Source organism: Massilia horti (genome assembly GCF_004614195.1).
In the GTDB taxonomy this organism is placed as follows: domain Bacteria; phylum Pseudomonadota; class Gammaproteobacteria; order Burkholderiales; family Burkholderiaceae_D; genus Telluria; species Telluria horti.
Map to the genome: position 1 here is coordinate 83,758 of NZ_SPUM01000023.1, position 14,938 is coordinate 98,695.

The 14,938-nt window shown below is 66.6% G+C and carries 13 protein-coding genes; 7 read left to right on the forward strand and 6 right to left on the reverse strand.

Going from position 1 to position 14,938, the window contains the following annotated elements; all coding sequences use genetic code 11:
* Positions 1–38: 38 nt before the first annotated feature.
* Both E4O92_RS03675 and E4O92_RS03680 read right to left on the reverse strand, forming a co-directional pair.
* Positions 39–488: a MarR family winged helix-turn-helix transcriptional regulator gene (locus E4O92_RS03675; RefSeq protein WP_135188397.1), complete on the reverse strand. Its 450-nt coding sequence runs from the start codon at positions 486–488 to the stop codon at positions 39–41.
* Positions 489–790: 302 nt separating this feature from the next.
* Positions 791–1,813: an asparaginase gene (locus E4O92_RS03680; protein WP_135188398.1), complete on the reverse strand. Its 1,023-nt coding sequence runs from the start codon at positions 1,811–1,813 to the stop codon at positions 791–793.
* A 264-nt stretch (positions 1,814–2,077) separates the two neighbouring features.
* Between E4O92_RS03680 and E4O92_RS03685 the strand changes: the two genes are divergently transcribed.
* Entirely contained in the window at positions 2,078–2,449 is a 372-nt protein-coding gene (locus tag E4O92_RS03685) for a hypothetical protein (protein ID WP_135188399.1), read from the forward strand.
* A 3-nt stretch (positions 2,450–2,452) separates the two neighbouring features.
* Here E4O92_RS03685 and E4O92_RS03690 read toward each other — a convergent pair whose 3' ends face one another.
* On the reverse strand, positions 2,453–3,310 hold the full coding sequence (locus E4O92_RS03690; RefSeq protein ID WP_135188400.1) for a pirin family protein: 858 nt from the start codon (positions 3,308–3,310) through the stop codon (positions 2,453–2,455).
* A gap of 429 nt (positions 3,311–3,739) precedes the next feature.
* On the opposite strand from E4O92_RS03690, the gene galT reads away from it, so the two are divergent.
* The 6 genes from galT (at position 3,740) to galE (ending at position 12,580) form a co-directional block, all read left to right on the forward strand.
* Positions 3,740–4,861: a galactose-1-phosphate uridylyltransferase gene (gene galT, locus E4O92_RS03695; protein ID WP_229483002.1), complete on the forward strand. Its 1,122-nt coding sequence runs from the start codon at positions 3,740–3,742 to the stop codon at positions 4,859–4,861.
* Positions 4,858–5,976, forward strand: coding sequence for a M24 family metallopeptidase (locus E4O92_RS03700; RefSeq protein WP_135188401.1), 1,119 nt, complete (start codon positions 4,858–4,860; stop codon positions 5,974–5,976). The genes galT and E4O92_RS03700 overlap by 4 nt, the downstream gene beginning before the upstream one ends.
* Complete coding sequence (gene galK, locus E4O92_RS03705; protein ID WP_135188402.1) at positions 5,973–7,073, forward strand: galactokinase; 1,101 nt, start codon at positions 5,973–5,975, stop codon at positions 7,071–7,073. The genes E4O92_RS03700 and galK overlap by 4 nt, the downstream gene beginning before the upstream one ends.
* Positions 7,060–8,865 (forward strand): glycoside hydrolase family 2 protein, encoded by a 1,806-nt coding sequence (locus E4O92_RS03710; protein ID WP_135188403.1) that lies wholly within the window; start codon positions 7,060–7,062, stop codon positions 8,863–8,865. The genes galK and E4O92_RS03710 overlap by 14 nt, the downstream gene beginning before the upstream one ends.
* A 97-nt stretch (positions 8,866–8,962) precedes the next feature.
* Complete coding sequence (locus E4O92_RS03715; protein WP_135188404.1) at positions 8,963–11,581, forward strand: FAD-dependent oxidoreductase; 2,619 nt, start codon at positions 8,963–8,965, stop codon at positions 11,579–11,581.
* Between the two features lie 3 nt (positions 11,582–11,584).
* Positions 11,585–12,580: a UDP-glucose 4-epimerase GalE gene (galE, locus tag E4O92_RS03720; protein WP_135188405.1), complete on the forward strand. Its 996-nt coding sequence runs from the start codon at positions 11,585–11,587 to the stop codon at positions 12,578–12,580.
* Between the two features lie 85 nt (positions 12,581–12,665).
* Here the strand turns inward: galE and E4O92_RS03725 are convergent, their stop codons facing one another.
* The 3 genes from E4O92_RS03725 to E4O92_RS03735 all read right to left on the reverse strand — a co-directional run bounded on the left by E4O92_RS03725 (position 12,666) and on the right by E4O92_RS03735 (position 14,391).
* A complete protein-coding gene (locus tag E4O92_RS03725; RefSeq protein WP_135188406.1) occupies positions 12,666–13,382 on the reverse strand; it encodes a hypothetical protein in 717 nt (238 codons plus the stop codon).
* 159 nt (positions 13,383–13,541) lie between these two features.
* Positions 13,542–13,937 carry a VanZ family protein gene (locus E4O92_RS03730; RefSeq protein WP_135188407.1) on the reverse strand — a complete coding sequence of 132 codons (396 nt, stop codon included), beginning with the start codon at positions 13,935–13,937 and terminating at the stop codon, positions 13,542–13,544.
* 127 nt (positions 13,938–14,064) lie between these two features.
* Entirely contained in the window at positions 14,065–14,391 is a 327-nt protein-coding gene (locus E4O92_RS03735; RefSeq protein ID WP_135188408.1) for a hypothetical protein, read from the reverse strand.
* Between the last annotated feature and the right edge of the window lie 547 nt (positions 14,392–14,938).

The window sequence follows — 14,938 nt, forward strand, 5'->3', positions numbered from 1 at the left end:
GTTGAGTGGCGCCGAGTCGGGCGCCGAGACTGCAGCGGTCACAGCGGTTCCTCGATGCGTTCGCGCAGCGCCTCGAGCAGCCTGGTGGCGGCCGCCAGCTCGTCCGGATCGACGCCGGCCAGCACCGAGGCGCGAAACGCGTCGGCCTGGGTGCGCACCTTGGCGTACAGGGCGCGTCCGGCATCGGTCAGGAGCACCAGCTTGACGCGCCGGTCGCCCGGGTCGGGGGCGCGGGTGACCAGGCCAGCTTGCTCCAGGCGGTCGACCATCGCCACCACCGACGGGCCTTCGACAGCGAGCAGGTCGGCCAGCGCGCGCTGCGACAGGTCGACTTTGGACTTGGCGATCATGGCGATGGTCAGCCAGCCGGACTGGCCCACGCCAAGGTCCTTGAGCCGCGCGTCGAGCGCGAGGCGCCAACTGCGCGCGGTCGCATGCAGGGCGGCGGCGAAGCGTTCTTCCGGGGTCGAATCAGGTAGCTGGGACATGATTAGTCAGCGAATCGATAGATGGCTATGTAGTTTAACTGGTGCAACGGAAAAGGTAAAGGCGGGCTCAGCGGATTCACTACTTCACGTAGGGTGCGCACCCTAAGCGCGTTTCGGAGCCAACGTAGGGTGCGCACCTGTGCGCACGCGGACGTTTGAATTGTGTTAGCGCTTACTCCCTCTGAGCCCGTCATCGGTTGCGGACTCGGTTCGATCGATAACACAGCGCAAATGGCCGCGTGTGCACGGGTGCGCACCCTACGGGCGTCATCATGGCGCCCGCCGTTCGGCTTGCGGTCGGCTTACGCGCGCCGCAGGGTGAACAGCGGCCGGATGTCGCCCGCCACCACGCCGCGTGCGTTGGTGATCGGCGGCTGGCGGTAGCGCTCCAGCTGCGCGCGCGCAGTCGCGTCGAGCAGCCCGAGCTGGTCGAGCACGCTGTAGGTAGCGGTGTGCAGCGCGCGGCTGGCGCCATCCGCGATCTTGATCGCGATGCCGATGCCTGCCGAGCGCACGCCGATCGCCTGCACCGCGTCCGCGCCGATCTTGGTCACCCAGTCGCCGCCGCCGGCCGTCATCAGGAACAGGTCGCTGCGCGCCTGGCCCGATACCAGATCGGGCCGCGCGGTCATCGCGTCGAACAGCATCTCCAATGCGCCGCCCAGGCGCTGGTCGCGCGCGCCTTGCGCCAGGCGCGCATACAGGTGCGCGAGGCGCGCCAGCGGCAGCGCGTAGTTCGGCGCAGAGCAGCCGTCGATGCCGATCGGTAGCCGGTCCTGCGGCAGTTGTACGCTTTCGGCGAGCGTGGCCCGCACCGCCTGCTGCAGCGGGTGATCCGGGTCGACGTAGCCGGCGGTGGGTTGATCATGCAGGCGGCACCAGGCCAGAAAGCCGCTGTGTTTGCCGGAGCAGTTGTGGTGCAGCGGCGTCCAGCGCTTCCCGGGCGGCGGCGTTTGGCCCAGCGCGTCGAAGTAGAGCGGCACCGCGCAGCCGCATTCGAGCGCGTCCTGGTCCACACCGATCTTGGCAAGGATGCCGCGCACGATGTGCACGTGCCTGGCTTCGCCGGAATGGCTGGCGCACAGCAACGCCAGTTCTTCGCGCGACAGGCCAAGCCGCGCGGGGCCATCGGACAGCAGGAAGGGCAGGGCCTGGAATGGCTTGAGTGCGGAGCGGGTAAAGGTCATGTAGCCGGGGTCGCCGGCCGACCACAGCAGGCGGCCGGCAGTGTCCACCACGGCTACCGAACCCATATGCACGTTCTCGATCACCTGACCTTTGTGAGGGTAGCCGCGGGTGGTCACGACAAGTTCAATGGGATGCATATGGCAGCCTCGCTCGCCTTCTCTATTCTCGTACTCTAATGCACATGCGCCCGATGCATATGTCTTGGTACGCGTTCCATCTGTCGCCTGAAATGCGCCACTCATCCCACCCTTTTTGCATTTCATTCCAAACGCCGTTTACGCGCCGTTCAAGATCGATACACTGGCCTCGTTCGCCTGACGTCGAAGTTCCGGTGAACGTGAAAAACGAGGATCGGGATCAGACCGATTCGTTCTCATACTCCACCATAAGGATTGAATATCATGCGCAACAAACTCACACTCGCCCTGCTCGTCGCTGCCGCCGTACCCGCCTTCGCGTTCGCTGCGCCCGCCGATAACCAGAATGCCGTCAACGATGCAATCACCAGCGTGCCGGTCGTGGCCTCGACCTCTGCCTACAAGCTGCGCCCGTTCGAGTTCGATGGCGTGCAGGGCGTTTATGGCCTGGACGATGGCCGCGTGCTGAAGGTCAAAGCCAAGCATCGCAAGCTGTATGCCACGATCGGCGACGACAATGCCGAGATCGTGCCGATTGCACCGAACACCTTCGCCACCCGCGACAACGCGATGATGCTGCGGTTTAACGAGATCCCGTTCGCCACCGACGTCACGGTGTCCATGGCGGCCAAATAAGACCTATGCCACCGCGCCGAAGCGGCCGGCGCGGTAGTCTTCGATCGCTTGCGTGATTTCGTCCCAGCTGTTCATCACGAACGGGCCGTACGCCGCGACCGGCTCGTTGATCGGTTCGGCGTGCGCCAGCACGATCAGGGAGTCGATTTCGGCGGACATGTACAGCTCTTCGCCTTCCTCGTTCAGTTCGGCCAGGTGCATGGCGCCCGCCTTGTCGCCGTCGATGTCGATCATGCCGCGCACCACATACAGGAAGATCGCGCGCCCGGACAGGTTGCCGATCCGTAGCCTGGCGCCAGCTCGCATCTCGACGGTGCTCATGAATACGCCGGTCAGCGAGTGGATCGGCCCGGCCGTGCCGTTCCACTCACCCGCAATCAGATGCAGCGTGCCGCTGCCTTCGTTCAGTTCGATGGCCGGGATCCGGTCGCGCTGCACGCCCGCGTAGCGCGGCGGGGTCATCTTCAGCACCCGCGGCAGGTTCACCCACATCTGCAGGATCTCGAGCGGGCCGCCGTCGCGCTTGAATTGTTCCGGTGATACTTCCGCATGCACGATGCCGCTTCCGGCCGTCATCCATTGCACGCCCCCGGCCTCGATCACGTTCTCAAAACCGGCGCTGTCGCGGTGGGCAAGCGTGCCCGCCAGGATGAGGGTGACGGTCTCGAAGCCGCGGTGCGGATGCGGCCCGAACGGCAGTCCCTGGTTGTGCGGCGGATAGGTCTGCGGGCCGTGGTGGTTCAGGAACAGGAAGGGATCGATCTGGGGGAGCATCGGATTGGGCAGCGGCCGCTGCGTGATCAGGTCGCCGATGTCTTCGCGCACCGCCTGGTGCAGCCGCTTGATGGTTCTGATTGTCATGGCCGGTTGTTCTCCGATTGGTCTTGAGGTGATTGGACAAAACGATACCGCAATGCGGGCCCGTGTGACGCGCGCGGCGAGCCCCCCGGTTTGCCCGGCCGGGATCGCTGTTGCGATAGTGCCCGGCGGCCCGTTTCATGCCTCGCTCCGTAGGAGTACACCCCGGTGGTCCCCGTAAAACCTTCTATTCGTCCTGTAGGTCTGGGCCTACGCAAGGCGTTGGCGCCAGTGACAGAAAGGCGTGATCGCGGCTATTTCCCTAGGAGGGCGGGGCGGGGCGGGCGGAGACCCTGATTCCGGACGGTTTCGATGTCTTTATATGTGGAAAATGCAATCCTTCTGTCCAGAAAAAGTGGCGAAAAGAGCATGATAGGATCGGTTTCTTAGCCCGCGAATCGCACCCGTTGCAGCTGTGCGTCGCACCCAGTAATGCTCGACATTTTCATCAATGCCATGCATATCAAAGAACTGATCAAGCCGGACGGACGCCACCTCACTCTCTACAGTAATCAGCCCATTCCTGACGGCCTCGTCGCGCCCAGCCCGTTCCAGGAACCCCAGAACGCCAACCCGCACCTGCGCTGGCATCCGCTGCGCGGCGAGTGGGTGACCTACGCGGCCTACCGCCAGAACCGCACCTACCAGCCGCCGCCGCAATACAACCCGCTGGCGCCGACGAGCGATCCGGCGCACCCGACCGAGATGCCGGCCGGCGACTACGAGATCGCGGTGTTCGACAACCGCTTTCCTTCGCTCGCGTTCGATTCGCACGATCCGCCGACGGGGCTGACGGTGCCGACCGCGCCCGCCAACGGCCATTGCGAAGTGGTGGTGTTCACCCAGGACCCGGTGGCGGCGCTGGCCACCTTGCCGCTGTCGCGCATCGAGTTGTTGCTGCAGGTGTGGGGCGACCGCACCACGCGCATCGGCGGCAGGCACCACATCCATTACGTGCTGCCGTTCGAGAACCGCGGCGCCGAGGTCGGCGTGACGCTGCACCATCCGCACGGCCAGATCTATGCCTATCCGTTCGTGCCCTCGGTGCCGGCCAAGATGCTGGCGCAGGAGCGCGAATACTACCTGCAGCATGGCTCGAGCCTGCTGGTCGACATGGCGCGCGACGAGGTCGCCGACGGCAAGCGCGTGCTGTACCAGGACGAATACGCGGTCGCGTTCGTGCCGGCCTGCGCGCGCTATCCCTACGAGACGTGGGTAATGCCATCAAGCCCCTGCAAGGATTTCGCCAGCCTGACTCCGCGCCAGCGCGAGGCTCTGGCGCGCGCGCTCAAGACCGTGCTGCTCAAGTACGAGGGCCTGTGGGACCGGCCGTTCCCGTACCTGATGGCGTGGTACCAGGCGCCCACCGATGGCGGGGCGCATCCGGAAACCCAGCTGCACGCCGAGCTGTTCCCGCCGTACCGCACCCGCGACCGGCTCAAGTTCCTGGCCGGGACCGAACTGGGCGCCGGCATGTTCGCGATGGACGTGCTGCCCGAAACCACGGCCTACGAACTGCAGCAGGTCGCCGTGCGGCTGGAGGAAGGCGCATGAGCGCGGCCGTGGCGCCGGTGCGCGAAGTGGCGCACAAGCTGGCGCTGCTGCGCGCCGCGCTGGACCAGCAGGATGCCGGCGCGATCCGCCTGCGCGGGGTGGACTGGTTCGCGTGGCTCACCGCCGGCGGCTCGAACGCGGTGCTGCTGGCGCTCGAGACCGGGGTGGCCGAGCTCTTGGTCACGCGCGCCGAGGCGTGCGTGCTGACTGACGAGATCGAGGCTGCGCGCCTGCGCGCGGAAGAGGTGCCGCCCGGGTTCAGCTTCCACGTGGCGCCGTGGGAGCAGCGCGCGCAGGGTGGCGCGCTGGGCGATGCGCTGGGTGACGACTATGTGCGCGAGGCCGCGGCCAACCGCCCGGTGCTGTCGGACCGTCCGCGCGAGGGCGAAGCGCCGCTGCCGCCCGCGCTGCGCCTGCACCGCCTGGTACTTTCCGCGCCCGAGCAGGAACGCTACCGCGCGCTCGGCCTGGCAGCGGCGCAGGCGATGACCGAGGCGATATCCCAGGCGCGCCCCGACTGGAGCGAACTGGATCTGGCGGCCGAAGGCGCCCGCGCCCTGTGGCGGCGCGGGATCGAGCCGGCGCTCTTGCTGGCCGCCGGCGAACGGCGCCTGCCGTTGTTTCGCCATCCGCTGCCGACCAGCGAGGCGATCGGCAGCCGCGCGATGCTGGTGTTCTGCGCGCGCCGCCACGGGCTGTACGCGAACCTGACCCGTTACGTCTGTTTCGGTCCGGCCCCGCGGCAGGAGCAGGCCGACCTGATGGCGGTCGAGGCCACCGGCCTTGCCGCACTCAAGCCGGGCAATTCGCTGTCGGCGGCGTACCACGCACTGGCCCAGGCCTACCGCCACGTCGGGCGCGAGGGGGCGATCCGCGAACATCACCAGGGCGGCATCACCGGCTACCGGGCGCGCGAGATTATGGCCACCGACGCCAGCGCGACCGAGCTGGAAACCGGCATGGCGTTCGCGTTCAACCCGGGTTTTGAGGGCATCAAGATCGAAGACACCTTCCTGCTCGGCCAGTCCGGGCTGGAGAACCTGACTTGCGACCCGGCCTGGCCGGCGACCGAGGTGCAAGGCCGCATGCGGCCGTTGTGGCTGGAGGCGAGATGAGCGTAACGACGGACAGCTTTTTCGGCGGCGCGCCCGAGGTGAATGCCTCGGCGCCGGGCCGCGTCAACCTGCTGGGCGAACACACCGACTACAACGACGGCTTCATGCTGCCGGTCGCCACGCCCCAGCGCACCACGGTGGCGTTGAGCCGCAGCTTTGATGAGCACCACCATTTTTATTCGGCCACGTTAGATGCGAGCGTGACCTTCGCGCAGGACGGCAGCGCGCCGCCGGGTTTTGCCAGCTACATCGAGGGATGCATCCGGCTGGTCGAAGGCGAGGGCGTGCAGGTGCCGGCGCTGCGCGTGTACTGCTCGACCGATCTGCCGGTCGGCTCCGGCCTGTCGTCTTCGGCTGCGCTGGAGGTGGCCACCCTGCGCGCGCTGCGCATGCTGCTCGGGTTTGAACTGGACGACGTCAAGCTGGCGCGGCTCGCGCAGCGCGCCGAGATCGAATACGCCCGCGTGAACTGCGGGATCATGGACCAGATGGCCGCGAGCCTGGCCGACCGGGCGCACATGCTGTTCGTGGACGCGCGCACGCTCGAGCACCGGCTGGTGCCGCTGCCGCCCGATGCGGCCCTGATCGTGGCCGACTCGGGCGTGCCGCGCAAACTGGCCGCCAGCAAGTACAACGAGCGGCGCGCCGAGTGCGAAGAGGCGGCCAGGAAGCTGGGCGTGCAGGCCCTGCGCGACGTGACGGACCCCACGGTGGTCGAACAGTTGCCCGAGCCTTTGCGCCGGCGCGCGCGCCACGTGGTGCGCGAGGACCTGCGCGTGCTGGAAGCGGCCGGCGGCGTGGACGCGGCACGCTTTGGCGAGTTGATGAATGCATCGCACGAGAGCCTGCGCGACGACTACGAGGTGTCGATCCCGGAGCTGGATGAACTGGTCGCGCTGCTGCGCGCCCAGCCCGGGGTCCACGGCGCGCGCCTGACCGGAGCCGGCTTCGGCGGCGCCTGCGTGGCGCTGTGCCGCGCCGACGCGGCGCGTGATGCGGCCCAGGCCGCGCTGTCGAAATACAACAGGAATGGACGACAGGGCCGGGTCTTGATCCCGGTGCCGACCGAGAGAAAGGAAAACAATGAGCCAGTTTGAGTATCCCCGCCCACAGCTGGTGCGCGACCGTTGGCTGAACCTGAACGGCAAATGGCGCTTCCGTTTCGACGACAACCTGGAATGCAGGATGCCGCATGGCGTGACCGGCTGGACCCATGAAATCAACGTGCCGTTCGCGCCCGAGACGACGCTCTCGGGCGTCGGCGACACCGGTTTTCACCGCTACTGCTGGTACGAGCGCGACTTCCAGCTGCCGCCGGATGGCGGCCGCACGATCCTGCACTTCGGCGCGGTCGACTATGCGGCGCGGGTCTGGGTCAACGGCCATCTGGTGGCCGAGCACGAGGGCGGGCACACGCCGTTCGCGGCCGACATCAGCCATGCGCTGCGGCCCGACGGCCGGCAGACCCTGACCGTGTTCGTCGAGGACGACCCGTTCGACCTGGCCAAGCCGCGTGGCAAGCAGGACTGGCTGCTCGAGCCGCATTCGATCTGGTATCCGCGCACCACCGGCATCTGGCAGACCGTGTGGGTCGAGCAGGTGCCGCGCACCTTCATCCAGTCGCTGCGCTGGACCCCGATTTTCGAGACGTTCGAGATCGGCTGCGAGGTGTTCGCCGCCGGCGACGTCAAGGAGGACATGTTCGTCGAGGTCAAGATCTGGCACGGCGAGCAGCTGCTGGCGGACGACCACTACAAGGTGCTGGCGGGCGAGGCCAACCGCAAGATCGCGCTGTCGGACCCGGGCATCGACGACTCGCGCAACGCGCTCTTGTGGAGCCCGGAGCGGCCGACGCTGCTCGATGCCGAGGTGACGCTGCACTACGGCGACCGGGTGGTCGACCGGGTGCGCTCGTACACCGCGCTGCGCTCGATTTCGATCAACCGCGACCGCATCATGCTCAACGGCCGGCCGTACCCGCTGCGCCTGGTGCTCGACCAGGGCTACTGGCCGGAGTCGTTCATGACGGCGCCGTCGGACGAGCACCTCAAGCGCGACGTCGAACTGGCCAAGGCGATGGGCTTTAACGGCGTGCGCAAGCACCAGAAGATCGAGGACCCGCGCTACATGTACTGGGCCGACCACCTGGGCCTGTTGGTGTGGGAAGAGATGCCGTCGCCGTACCGCTTTTCGCCGCGCGCGATCACGCGCATCGTGCGCGAGTGGACCGAGGCGCTGGCGCGCGACTACAGCCACCCGTGCATCGTGGTGCTGGTCCCGTTTAACGAATCGTGGGGCGTGCCGAACCTGACCCTGATCCAGGCCCACCGCAACGCGGTCGAGGCGCTGTACCACCTGACGCGCACGCTCGACGCGACGCGTCCGGTGATCGGCAACGATGGCTGGGAGGCGTCGGCCACCGACATCCTGGGCATCCACGACTACGACTGTGATCCCGAAAAATTGAAAGCGCGTTACGAGGTCAACGATCCGGTGCGCACGCTGTTCGACCAGCGGCGCCCGGGCGGACGGATCCTGACGCTGGATGGCTTTCCGCACCGCGGCCAGCCGATCGTGCTGACCGAGTTCGGCGGCATCGCCTACGATCCGAGCCAGCCGCCGCATCCCGACGCGCATACCTGGGGCTATTCGCGTGCCCAGACGGCCGAGAGCTTCCTCGCGCTGTACCGCAGCCTGCTGAAGGTGGTGAACGAAACCTTCATGTTCAGCGGCTTTTGCTACACGCAGTTCGCCGACACCTTCCAGGAGGCGAACGGCTTGCTCAACGCGGACCGCACGCCCAAGCTGCCCCTGGAGGAGATCAGCGCCGCGACCCGCAATGTCAGATCCGAGAGAAACAAGGAGGAACAGGGGCCTTGCCCCACCTGACGGCGCGCACCGCGCGCGCAGGTGGCAGGCCTTCCAACACAGACACTCTCCGATCAATCGACCGCCCGCTGATAACGCGGGCGCGAAAGGAGTCATCATGCCTACTGTCGTGGTATTTTCTCACCTGCGCTGGGATTTCGTCTTCCAGCGGCCGCAGCACCTGCTGTCGCGCCTGGCGCAGCACTACCCGATCCTGTTTGTCGAGGAGCCCGAGCACGATGCGGGCGAACCGTTCATGGAACAATCCCATCCGGCGCCGAATGTCACGGTGTGCAGGGCGCACACCCCGGTGGCGGCGGGCGGCTTTCATGACGACCAGATCCCGCTGGTGCAGCCGCTGCTGGCCCGCCTGCTGGCGCCCGGCGAGCCGGTGATCGCCTGGTTCTACACGCCGATGGCGCTGCCGCTGCTGCAGGGGCTCGAGCCGAGCCTGGTGGTCTACGATTGCATGGACGAGCTGGCGGCGTTCAAGAACCCGCCGCGCCAGCTGCTGCAGCGCGAGACCGCATTGCTGAACCTGGCCGACCTGGTGTTCACCGGCGGCCCGAGCCTGTACGAGGCCAAGCGCAACCGCCATCCGAACGCGCACTGCTTCCCGAGCAGCGTCGATGTGGCGCACTTCGCCGCCGCGCTCGATCGCAGCCGCAGCCACCCGGCGCAGGAGGCGATAGCGCACCCGCGCCTGGGCTTTTATGGTGTGATCGACGAGCGCTTCGACACCGCGCTGGTGGCCGCCGTGGCCGACGCGCATCCAGAGTGGCAGGTCGTGCTGGTCGGCCCTATCATCAAGATCGGCCGCGGCGAGCTGCCGCAGCGGCCGAACATCCACTATCTCGGGCAGCAGCCTTACCAGGCACTGCCCGATTTTTTGGCCGGGTGGGACGTGTGCCTGCTGCCGTTCGCGCTGAACGAGGCGACCCGCTTCATCAGCCCGACCAAGGTGCTGGAATACATGGCGGCGGAGCTGCCGATCGTCAGCACCCCGATCAATGACGTGGCGCGCCCGTATGGCCACGTGGTCGCGATCGCCGAGGACGCGCCGCGGTTCATCGCCGCCTGCGAGGCCGCGCTGGCGCTCCGGCCTGACGAGCGCGCGGCGATGGCGGTGAAGATGCGCGAGATCGTCGCCGCGACTTCGTGGGACCAGACGGTGGAGTGCATGCGCGAGCTGATCGACAAGGTGCCGCTGCGCCGGCGGCGCGTGGCTTTCAGCGGCGGCCAGGCGCCGGCGGGCGTGGCCGATGCGAAGGTCAATCCGCTGCGTCCCGCGCAGGGTGGCGCGCAGCAGGTGCGCACCGTGGTCATCGGCGCCGGCCCGACCGGGCTGTCGGCGGCCTACCACCTGGGCGAGGGCACGGTGCTGCTGGAGAAGAACCCGGCGGTGGGCGGCTGGTGCCGCTCGGTCGAGGACCATGGCTTCACCTTCGATTATGCCGGGCACATCATGTTCTCCAACGACCCGTATGTGCTCAAGCTGTACGACATGCTGCTGGGCGAGAACATGCACTGGCAGAACCGCGAGGCCTGGGTCTACAGCAAGAACGTCTACACGCGCTACCCGTTCCAGGGGGCGTTGTACGGCCTGCCGCCGAAGGTGATCACCGAATGCATCATGGGCGCGATCGAAGCGCGCTCTGCTGCCGAGGCTGCCGCTGCCAGTGCCGAGCGCGGGTGCGCGGTCAAGCCGGTGGAGGATTGCTGCGCCGACGGCACCGCCGACGTGGCCAATGCCGGGGCGGTGGCACCGCGCAAGTGCGAGGTGCAGAACTTCGAGGAGTTCATCTACAAGGTGTGGGGCAGGGGCATCGCGCAACATTTCGCGATTCCCTACAACCGCAAGCTGTGGACCGTGCCCCTGTCCGAGATGGAAACCTCGTGGCTGGGCGGGCGGGTGCCGCTACCGAACCTGGAGGAAATCATCGAGGGCGCGCTGGAGCCGGTGGCCAAGCCGATGGGACCGAATGCGCGCTTCGGCTATCCGCTGCGCGGCGGCTTCCAGGCGTTGATGAACGCGTTCTTGCCGCATATTACCGGCCGGGTCGAACTGAACGCCACGGCCGCCCAGTTGCTGCCGCGCGAACACGTGGTGGTGCTGCTTGACGGCAGCCGGTACCGCTACGACCACCTGGTCTCGACCATGCCGCTGCCCGAGCTGATCAAGCTGATCGGGGCCGAGGCGCCGGAGGAGGTACGCACCGCCGCGCGTAGGTTGCAACACTTGTCGATCCGCTGCGTCAACATCGGGGTCGGGCGCGAGCAGATCACCGACAAGCACTGGATCTACTACCCGGAAGACACGATCTTCCACCGCATCTTCGTGCAGGGCAATGCCAGCCCGTACTGCAATCCGCCCGGCGGCTTCGGGCTGACCTGCGAGATTTCATATTCGCCGTACAAGCCGCTGCCCCTGGACGGCCAGGCCCTGATCGAGCGCTGCATCGAGGACTGCAAGAAGGTCACCATGCTGCGCGAGGATGATCCGATCATCACCACCAACATGGTCGACATGCCGTACGCGTACGTGGTGTACGACCATGCGCGAGCGGCCAACGTGCAACTGATCCGCAAATGGCTGGCGCGCTACGATATCGTGCTGGCCGGGCGCTACAGCGAGTGGGAGTACTACAACTCGGATCACGCCTTCCTGGCCGGCAAGAAGGCGGCGGAAACGGTGCTGGCCGAACGGGCGCGGGCCCAGAAAGCGAGCTCGGAGTGACCCATGGATCCGCACATCCTGGTGGTTGGCGGAGCGGGCTATATCGGCGCGCACATGGTCAAGCTGCTGGGCGAGTCGGGCTACGTGCCGGTGGTGTTGGACAACCTGTCCAACGGCCGGCGCGCGGCCGTGCCCGCGGGGGAGCTGGTGGTCGGCGAGCTGGGCGACCCGGGCATGCTGGACGCGCTGTTGCAGCTGTTCCGGTTCGAGGCGGTGATGCACTTCGCCGGCTACATCCAGGTGGGCGAATCGGTGGCCCACCCTGGACGCTATTACGACAACAATGTCGGCAACACAGTGCTGTTGCTGCGGGCGATGGTCAGGCACGGAATCAAGCGTTTCGTCTTTTCGTCGAGCGCGGCGATCTTTGGCAATCCCGAGTACGTGCCGATCGACGAAACGCACCCGAAGGCGCCGATCAATCCGTATGGGCGCTCGAAGTGGATGGTCGAGCAGATACTGGAGGACTTCGACCATGCCCATGGCCTGCACTCATGCTGCCTGCGCTATTTCAACGCGGCCGGCGCCGATCCGGACGGGCAGCTGGGCGAGTGCCACGAGCCGGAAACCCACCTGATCCCGATGGTGCTGCAGGCCGCCAGCGGGCGGCGCGCGGCGATGACCGTGTACGGCAAGGACTACCCGACGCCGGACGGCACCTGCATCCGCGACTATATCCACGTGTCGGACTTGGCCGTCGCGCACCTGCTGGCGCTGCGCGCGCTGCTTGATAGCGGGCCCAGCCGGCGCTACAACCTCGGCAACGGGGCAGGGTACTCGAACCTCGAGGTGATCGCGGCCGCGCAACGGGTCACCGGGCGCGCGATCCGGCACAACTTCGGTCCGCGCCGCGAGGGCGACCCGCCGCGGCTGGTCGCCGATGCGGCGCTAGCCAAGGCCGAGCTTGGCTGGCGGCCGGCATATCCGGAACTGGACACCATCGTCGAACACGCCTGGCGCTGGGAACAGCGGTTCTTCGGCGCGATGCCCGTTCCCTGAATGGCGCGGGTGCGGGCGCAGCCGCCGTCAATCAGGCCGCGCCGGAACAGGTCCGGCGCAACAATGCGGGGTCTGGTGCGGCAGTCTAGTGCGCGATGGTAGCGCCGCTCAGGTTGACGCGGTCGCCGGCTCGGAAATCCGGAGTGCTGTTCATGGTGACCACGCGGGTGCTGCCGTCGTCCATGTGAAGGGTGATGCGATAGATGCGCGTCTCGGTGCCCCCCGCGGCGCCCATCGTGCCGGCCGTGCCGCCGGCGCCCGTTGCGCCGCTGGCGCCAGACACGCCGCTGGCGCCCGTCGCGCCGGCCGCACCGCCGCCGCCCATTGCGCCGCCGGCAGTTTCGCCGCCCGGCATGACTTCAATCAGCGTGACGGTCGCGTTCGGGTTCACGCCCGCCGAGGTGGCGCCCGTCGCACCGGACGTCCCCTGCGATGGCATGCCTGCGGCCCCAGGCTGGCCAGGGGCGCCCTGCTCATAACCGGAAGTACCGGTGCTGCCGGCGGCGCCGGAAGTGCCCGCGGCGCCGGGAGCGCCCTGCTCATAGCCGGAAGTGCCCTGGGCGCCGGACGTACCCGACGTGCCGGAAGCGCCCGACATGCCTGACGTACCCGAGGTGCCCTGTTCGGAAGTGCCGCCTGCGGCGCCAGTAGCGCCCGCGGCACCGGAAGTGCCGGTGGCCGGGCTCGGCATGCTGCCGCTGGTCTCACCGGATTCACCGCCATGCATGGCACTACACGCGGACATACCGAACGCCAGTGCCAGCAGGCCCGCCAAGACCACGCTCTGTTTTTTTTGCATCATGATCAACTCCTTCTGTTGGACTTCTCAGTGGGTGTGCGTGACGATGCCGCATGCCACTTCGGTAAGAGGAGCGAACGAGGTCGACGTTCCAGCTGACTCGGGTTGGACCTGACCCACGTCAAATGGCTGGGCAGATCAATGCGGGCCTGGCGCAGGCGATCAGCGCGCCGGCATCGGTTTGGGCAAGAAGGCCGACAGCAGGCCGCAGGTGGTGACTGCAGCTATGCAATCGACCATCCAGTCGCGGATGTCGGCGCCGCGGTAAGGGAAGAAGCTTTGAATGAACTCATCGCAAGCGCCCATGGCGGCGATGGCCAGCACGGCCTTGAGCGACCTGGCCATGGCGCTGCCGGTGCTGCCGGTGTACCACAACAGGGCCAGCCCGGAGTACGAGAGAAAGTGCAACACGGTGCCCGGCGCGTAGTGGCCGATTTCCGAGCGCGCGCCGGGAATGTTGCCGGTGATGACGATCGTCAAGAACAGCAAGATCGCCAAGGCAAGGCGCAGCTTGCGCAACCGGGGATCGAGCACGAGCAGGTACAGGACGTTGGACATGGCAAACTAGGCAATCCAAAGTCCCCACGATACCATGTCCGGCATGCGCGCGAGTGCCCGTGCGGCGGCCATCCTTGCGCAGGATCGATCCAAATGCGGACCCAACTGCGCCACTCAACTGCGCGGCTCAAATCGTGAGCGCGGGCCTGCCGTTGGCGTAATGGGCGTCGAAACAGCTCTCGCAGTCGGCGCAGAACAGATGCGCGATGCGAACCGTGGCCTGGCGCAGCACCAGCTTGAGCTGGTTCTGCTGGCATTTGGGACAAACCTCGCGCACGTCGCCGAACGTGAGCAGGTTGAGCGGCGCATCGTCGCCGTCGAGGCGGTCCACGACTGCTTCCGGGTTCAGTTCGGAGAGGATCAGGCGGTCGTCGGGACCGTGTTGCCGACGGGAGGGGGCAGCGTGCGGGTGTTGCTGATTGTTCGGCATTGCTTCAGGGACATGTACACTCATTGGACCAACTCCTTGTGTAGCCTGTGATGCAAGGCATGCATTTAATAATAGCGAAAACCCCGCTACCTTCAAGTTCAGCAGAGCGATTTATTTGTCGAGTTTTCCACGCCGAATTACAAATAGCCTGGAAGAAAAAAATGCCCGCCATTGAGAGGCGGGCGAACCCAAGATCGGGCCAAGAGACGCGGAAATTCGGTACGGTGTGCTGCACACGTGCAACACACCTGTCTGGGATCACGCATATCGGTTACGTGTATCGCAGATGGGTCCAGTATAGGCCGCCAATATGACCCAGATATGACACTGCTCAAGCGCGCCGCACTTGGCGGCGGAACGTTTATGGATGGGGCCGGTCATCGCGTGGGCGAAAAAAGGTACTGTCACCGGTACGGTGGGCGGGTCCTCCCGCCCACGCGTTCAGCGATGGCCGGCCACATCCGAACAGTTTCCATGTGCGTGGAACGCCCACGCTACGAAAACCCATAGACATGGTGTCTCGTCCTTAAATAGGTTGACGCGCCACGGCCTTTTTCGTTGCGCGTAAAGC

Coding starts and splice junctions, on each gene's coding strand:
- E4O92_RS03700 (WP_135188401.1), top strand. CDS start 4,858: ATGAGCGCGGCCGTGGCGCCGGTGCGCGAAGTGGCGCACAAGCTGGCG.
- galE (WP_135188405.1), top strand. CDS start 11,585: ATGGATCCGCACATCCTGGTGGTTGGCGGAGCGGGCTATATCGGCGCG.
- galT (WP_229483002.1), top strand. CDS start 3,740: ATGCTCGACATTTTCATCAATGCCATGCATATCAAAGAACTGATCAAG.
- E4O92_RS03710 (WP_135188403.1), top strand. CDS start 7,060: ATGAGCCAGTTTGAGTATCCCCGCCCACAGCTGGTGCGCGACCGTTGG.
- E4O92_RS03715 (WP_135188404.1), top strand. CDS start 8,963: ATGCCTACTGTCGTGGTATTTTCTCACCTGCGCTGGGATTTCGTCTTC.
- E4O92_RS03725 (WP_135188406.1), bottom strand. CDS start 13,382: ATGATGCAAAAAAAACAGAGCGTGGTCTTGGCGGGCCTGCTGGCACTG.
- E4O92_RS03675 (WP_135188397.1), bottom strand. CDS start 488: ATGTCCCAGCTACCTGATTCGACCCCGGAAGAACGCTTCGCCGCCGCC.
- E4O92_RS03685 (WP_135188399.1), top strand. CDS start 2,078: ATGCGCAACAAACTCACACTCGCCCTGCTCGTCGCTGCCGCCGTACCC.
- E4O92_RS03680 (WP_135188398.1), bottom strand. CDS start 1,813: ATGCATCCCATTGAACTTGTCGTGACCACCCGCGGCTACCCTCACAAA.
- E4O92_RS03690 (WP_135188400.1), bottom strand. CDS start 3,310: ATGACAATCAGAACCATCAAGCGGCTGCACCAGGCGGTGCGCGAAGAC.
- galK (WP_135188402.1), top strand. CDS start 5,973: ATGAGCGTAACGACGGACAGCTTTTTCGGCGGCGCGCCCGAGGTGAAT.
- E4O92_RS03730 (WP_135188407.1), bottom strand. CDS start 13,937: ATGTCCAACGTCCTGTACCTGCTCGTGCTCGATCCCCGGTTGCGCAAG.
- E4O92_RS03735 (WP_135188408.1), bottom strand. CDS start 14,391: ATGAGTGTACATGTCCCTGAAGCAATGCCGAACAATCAGCAACACCCG.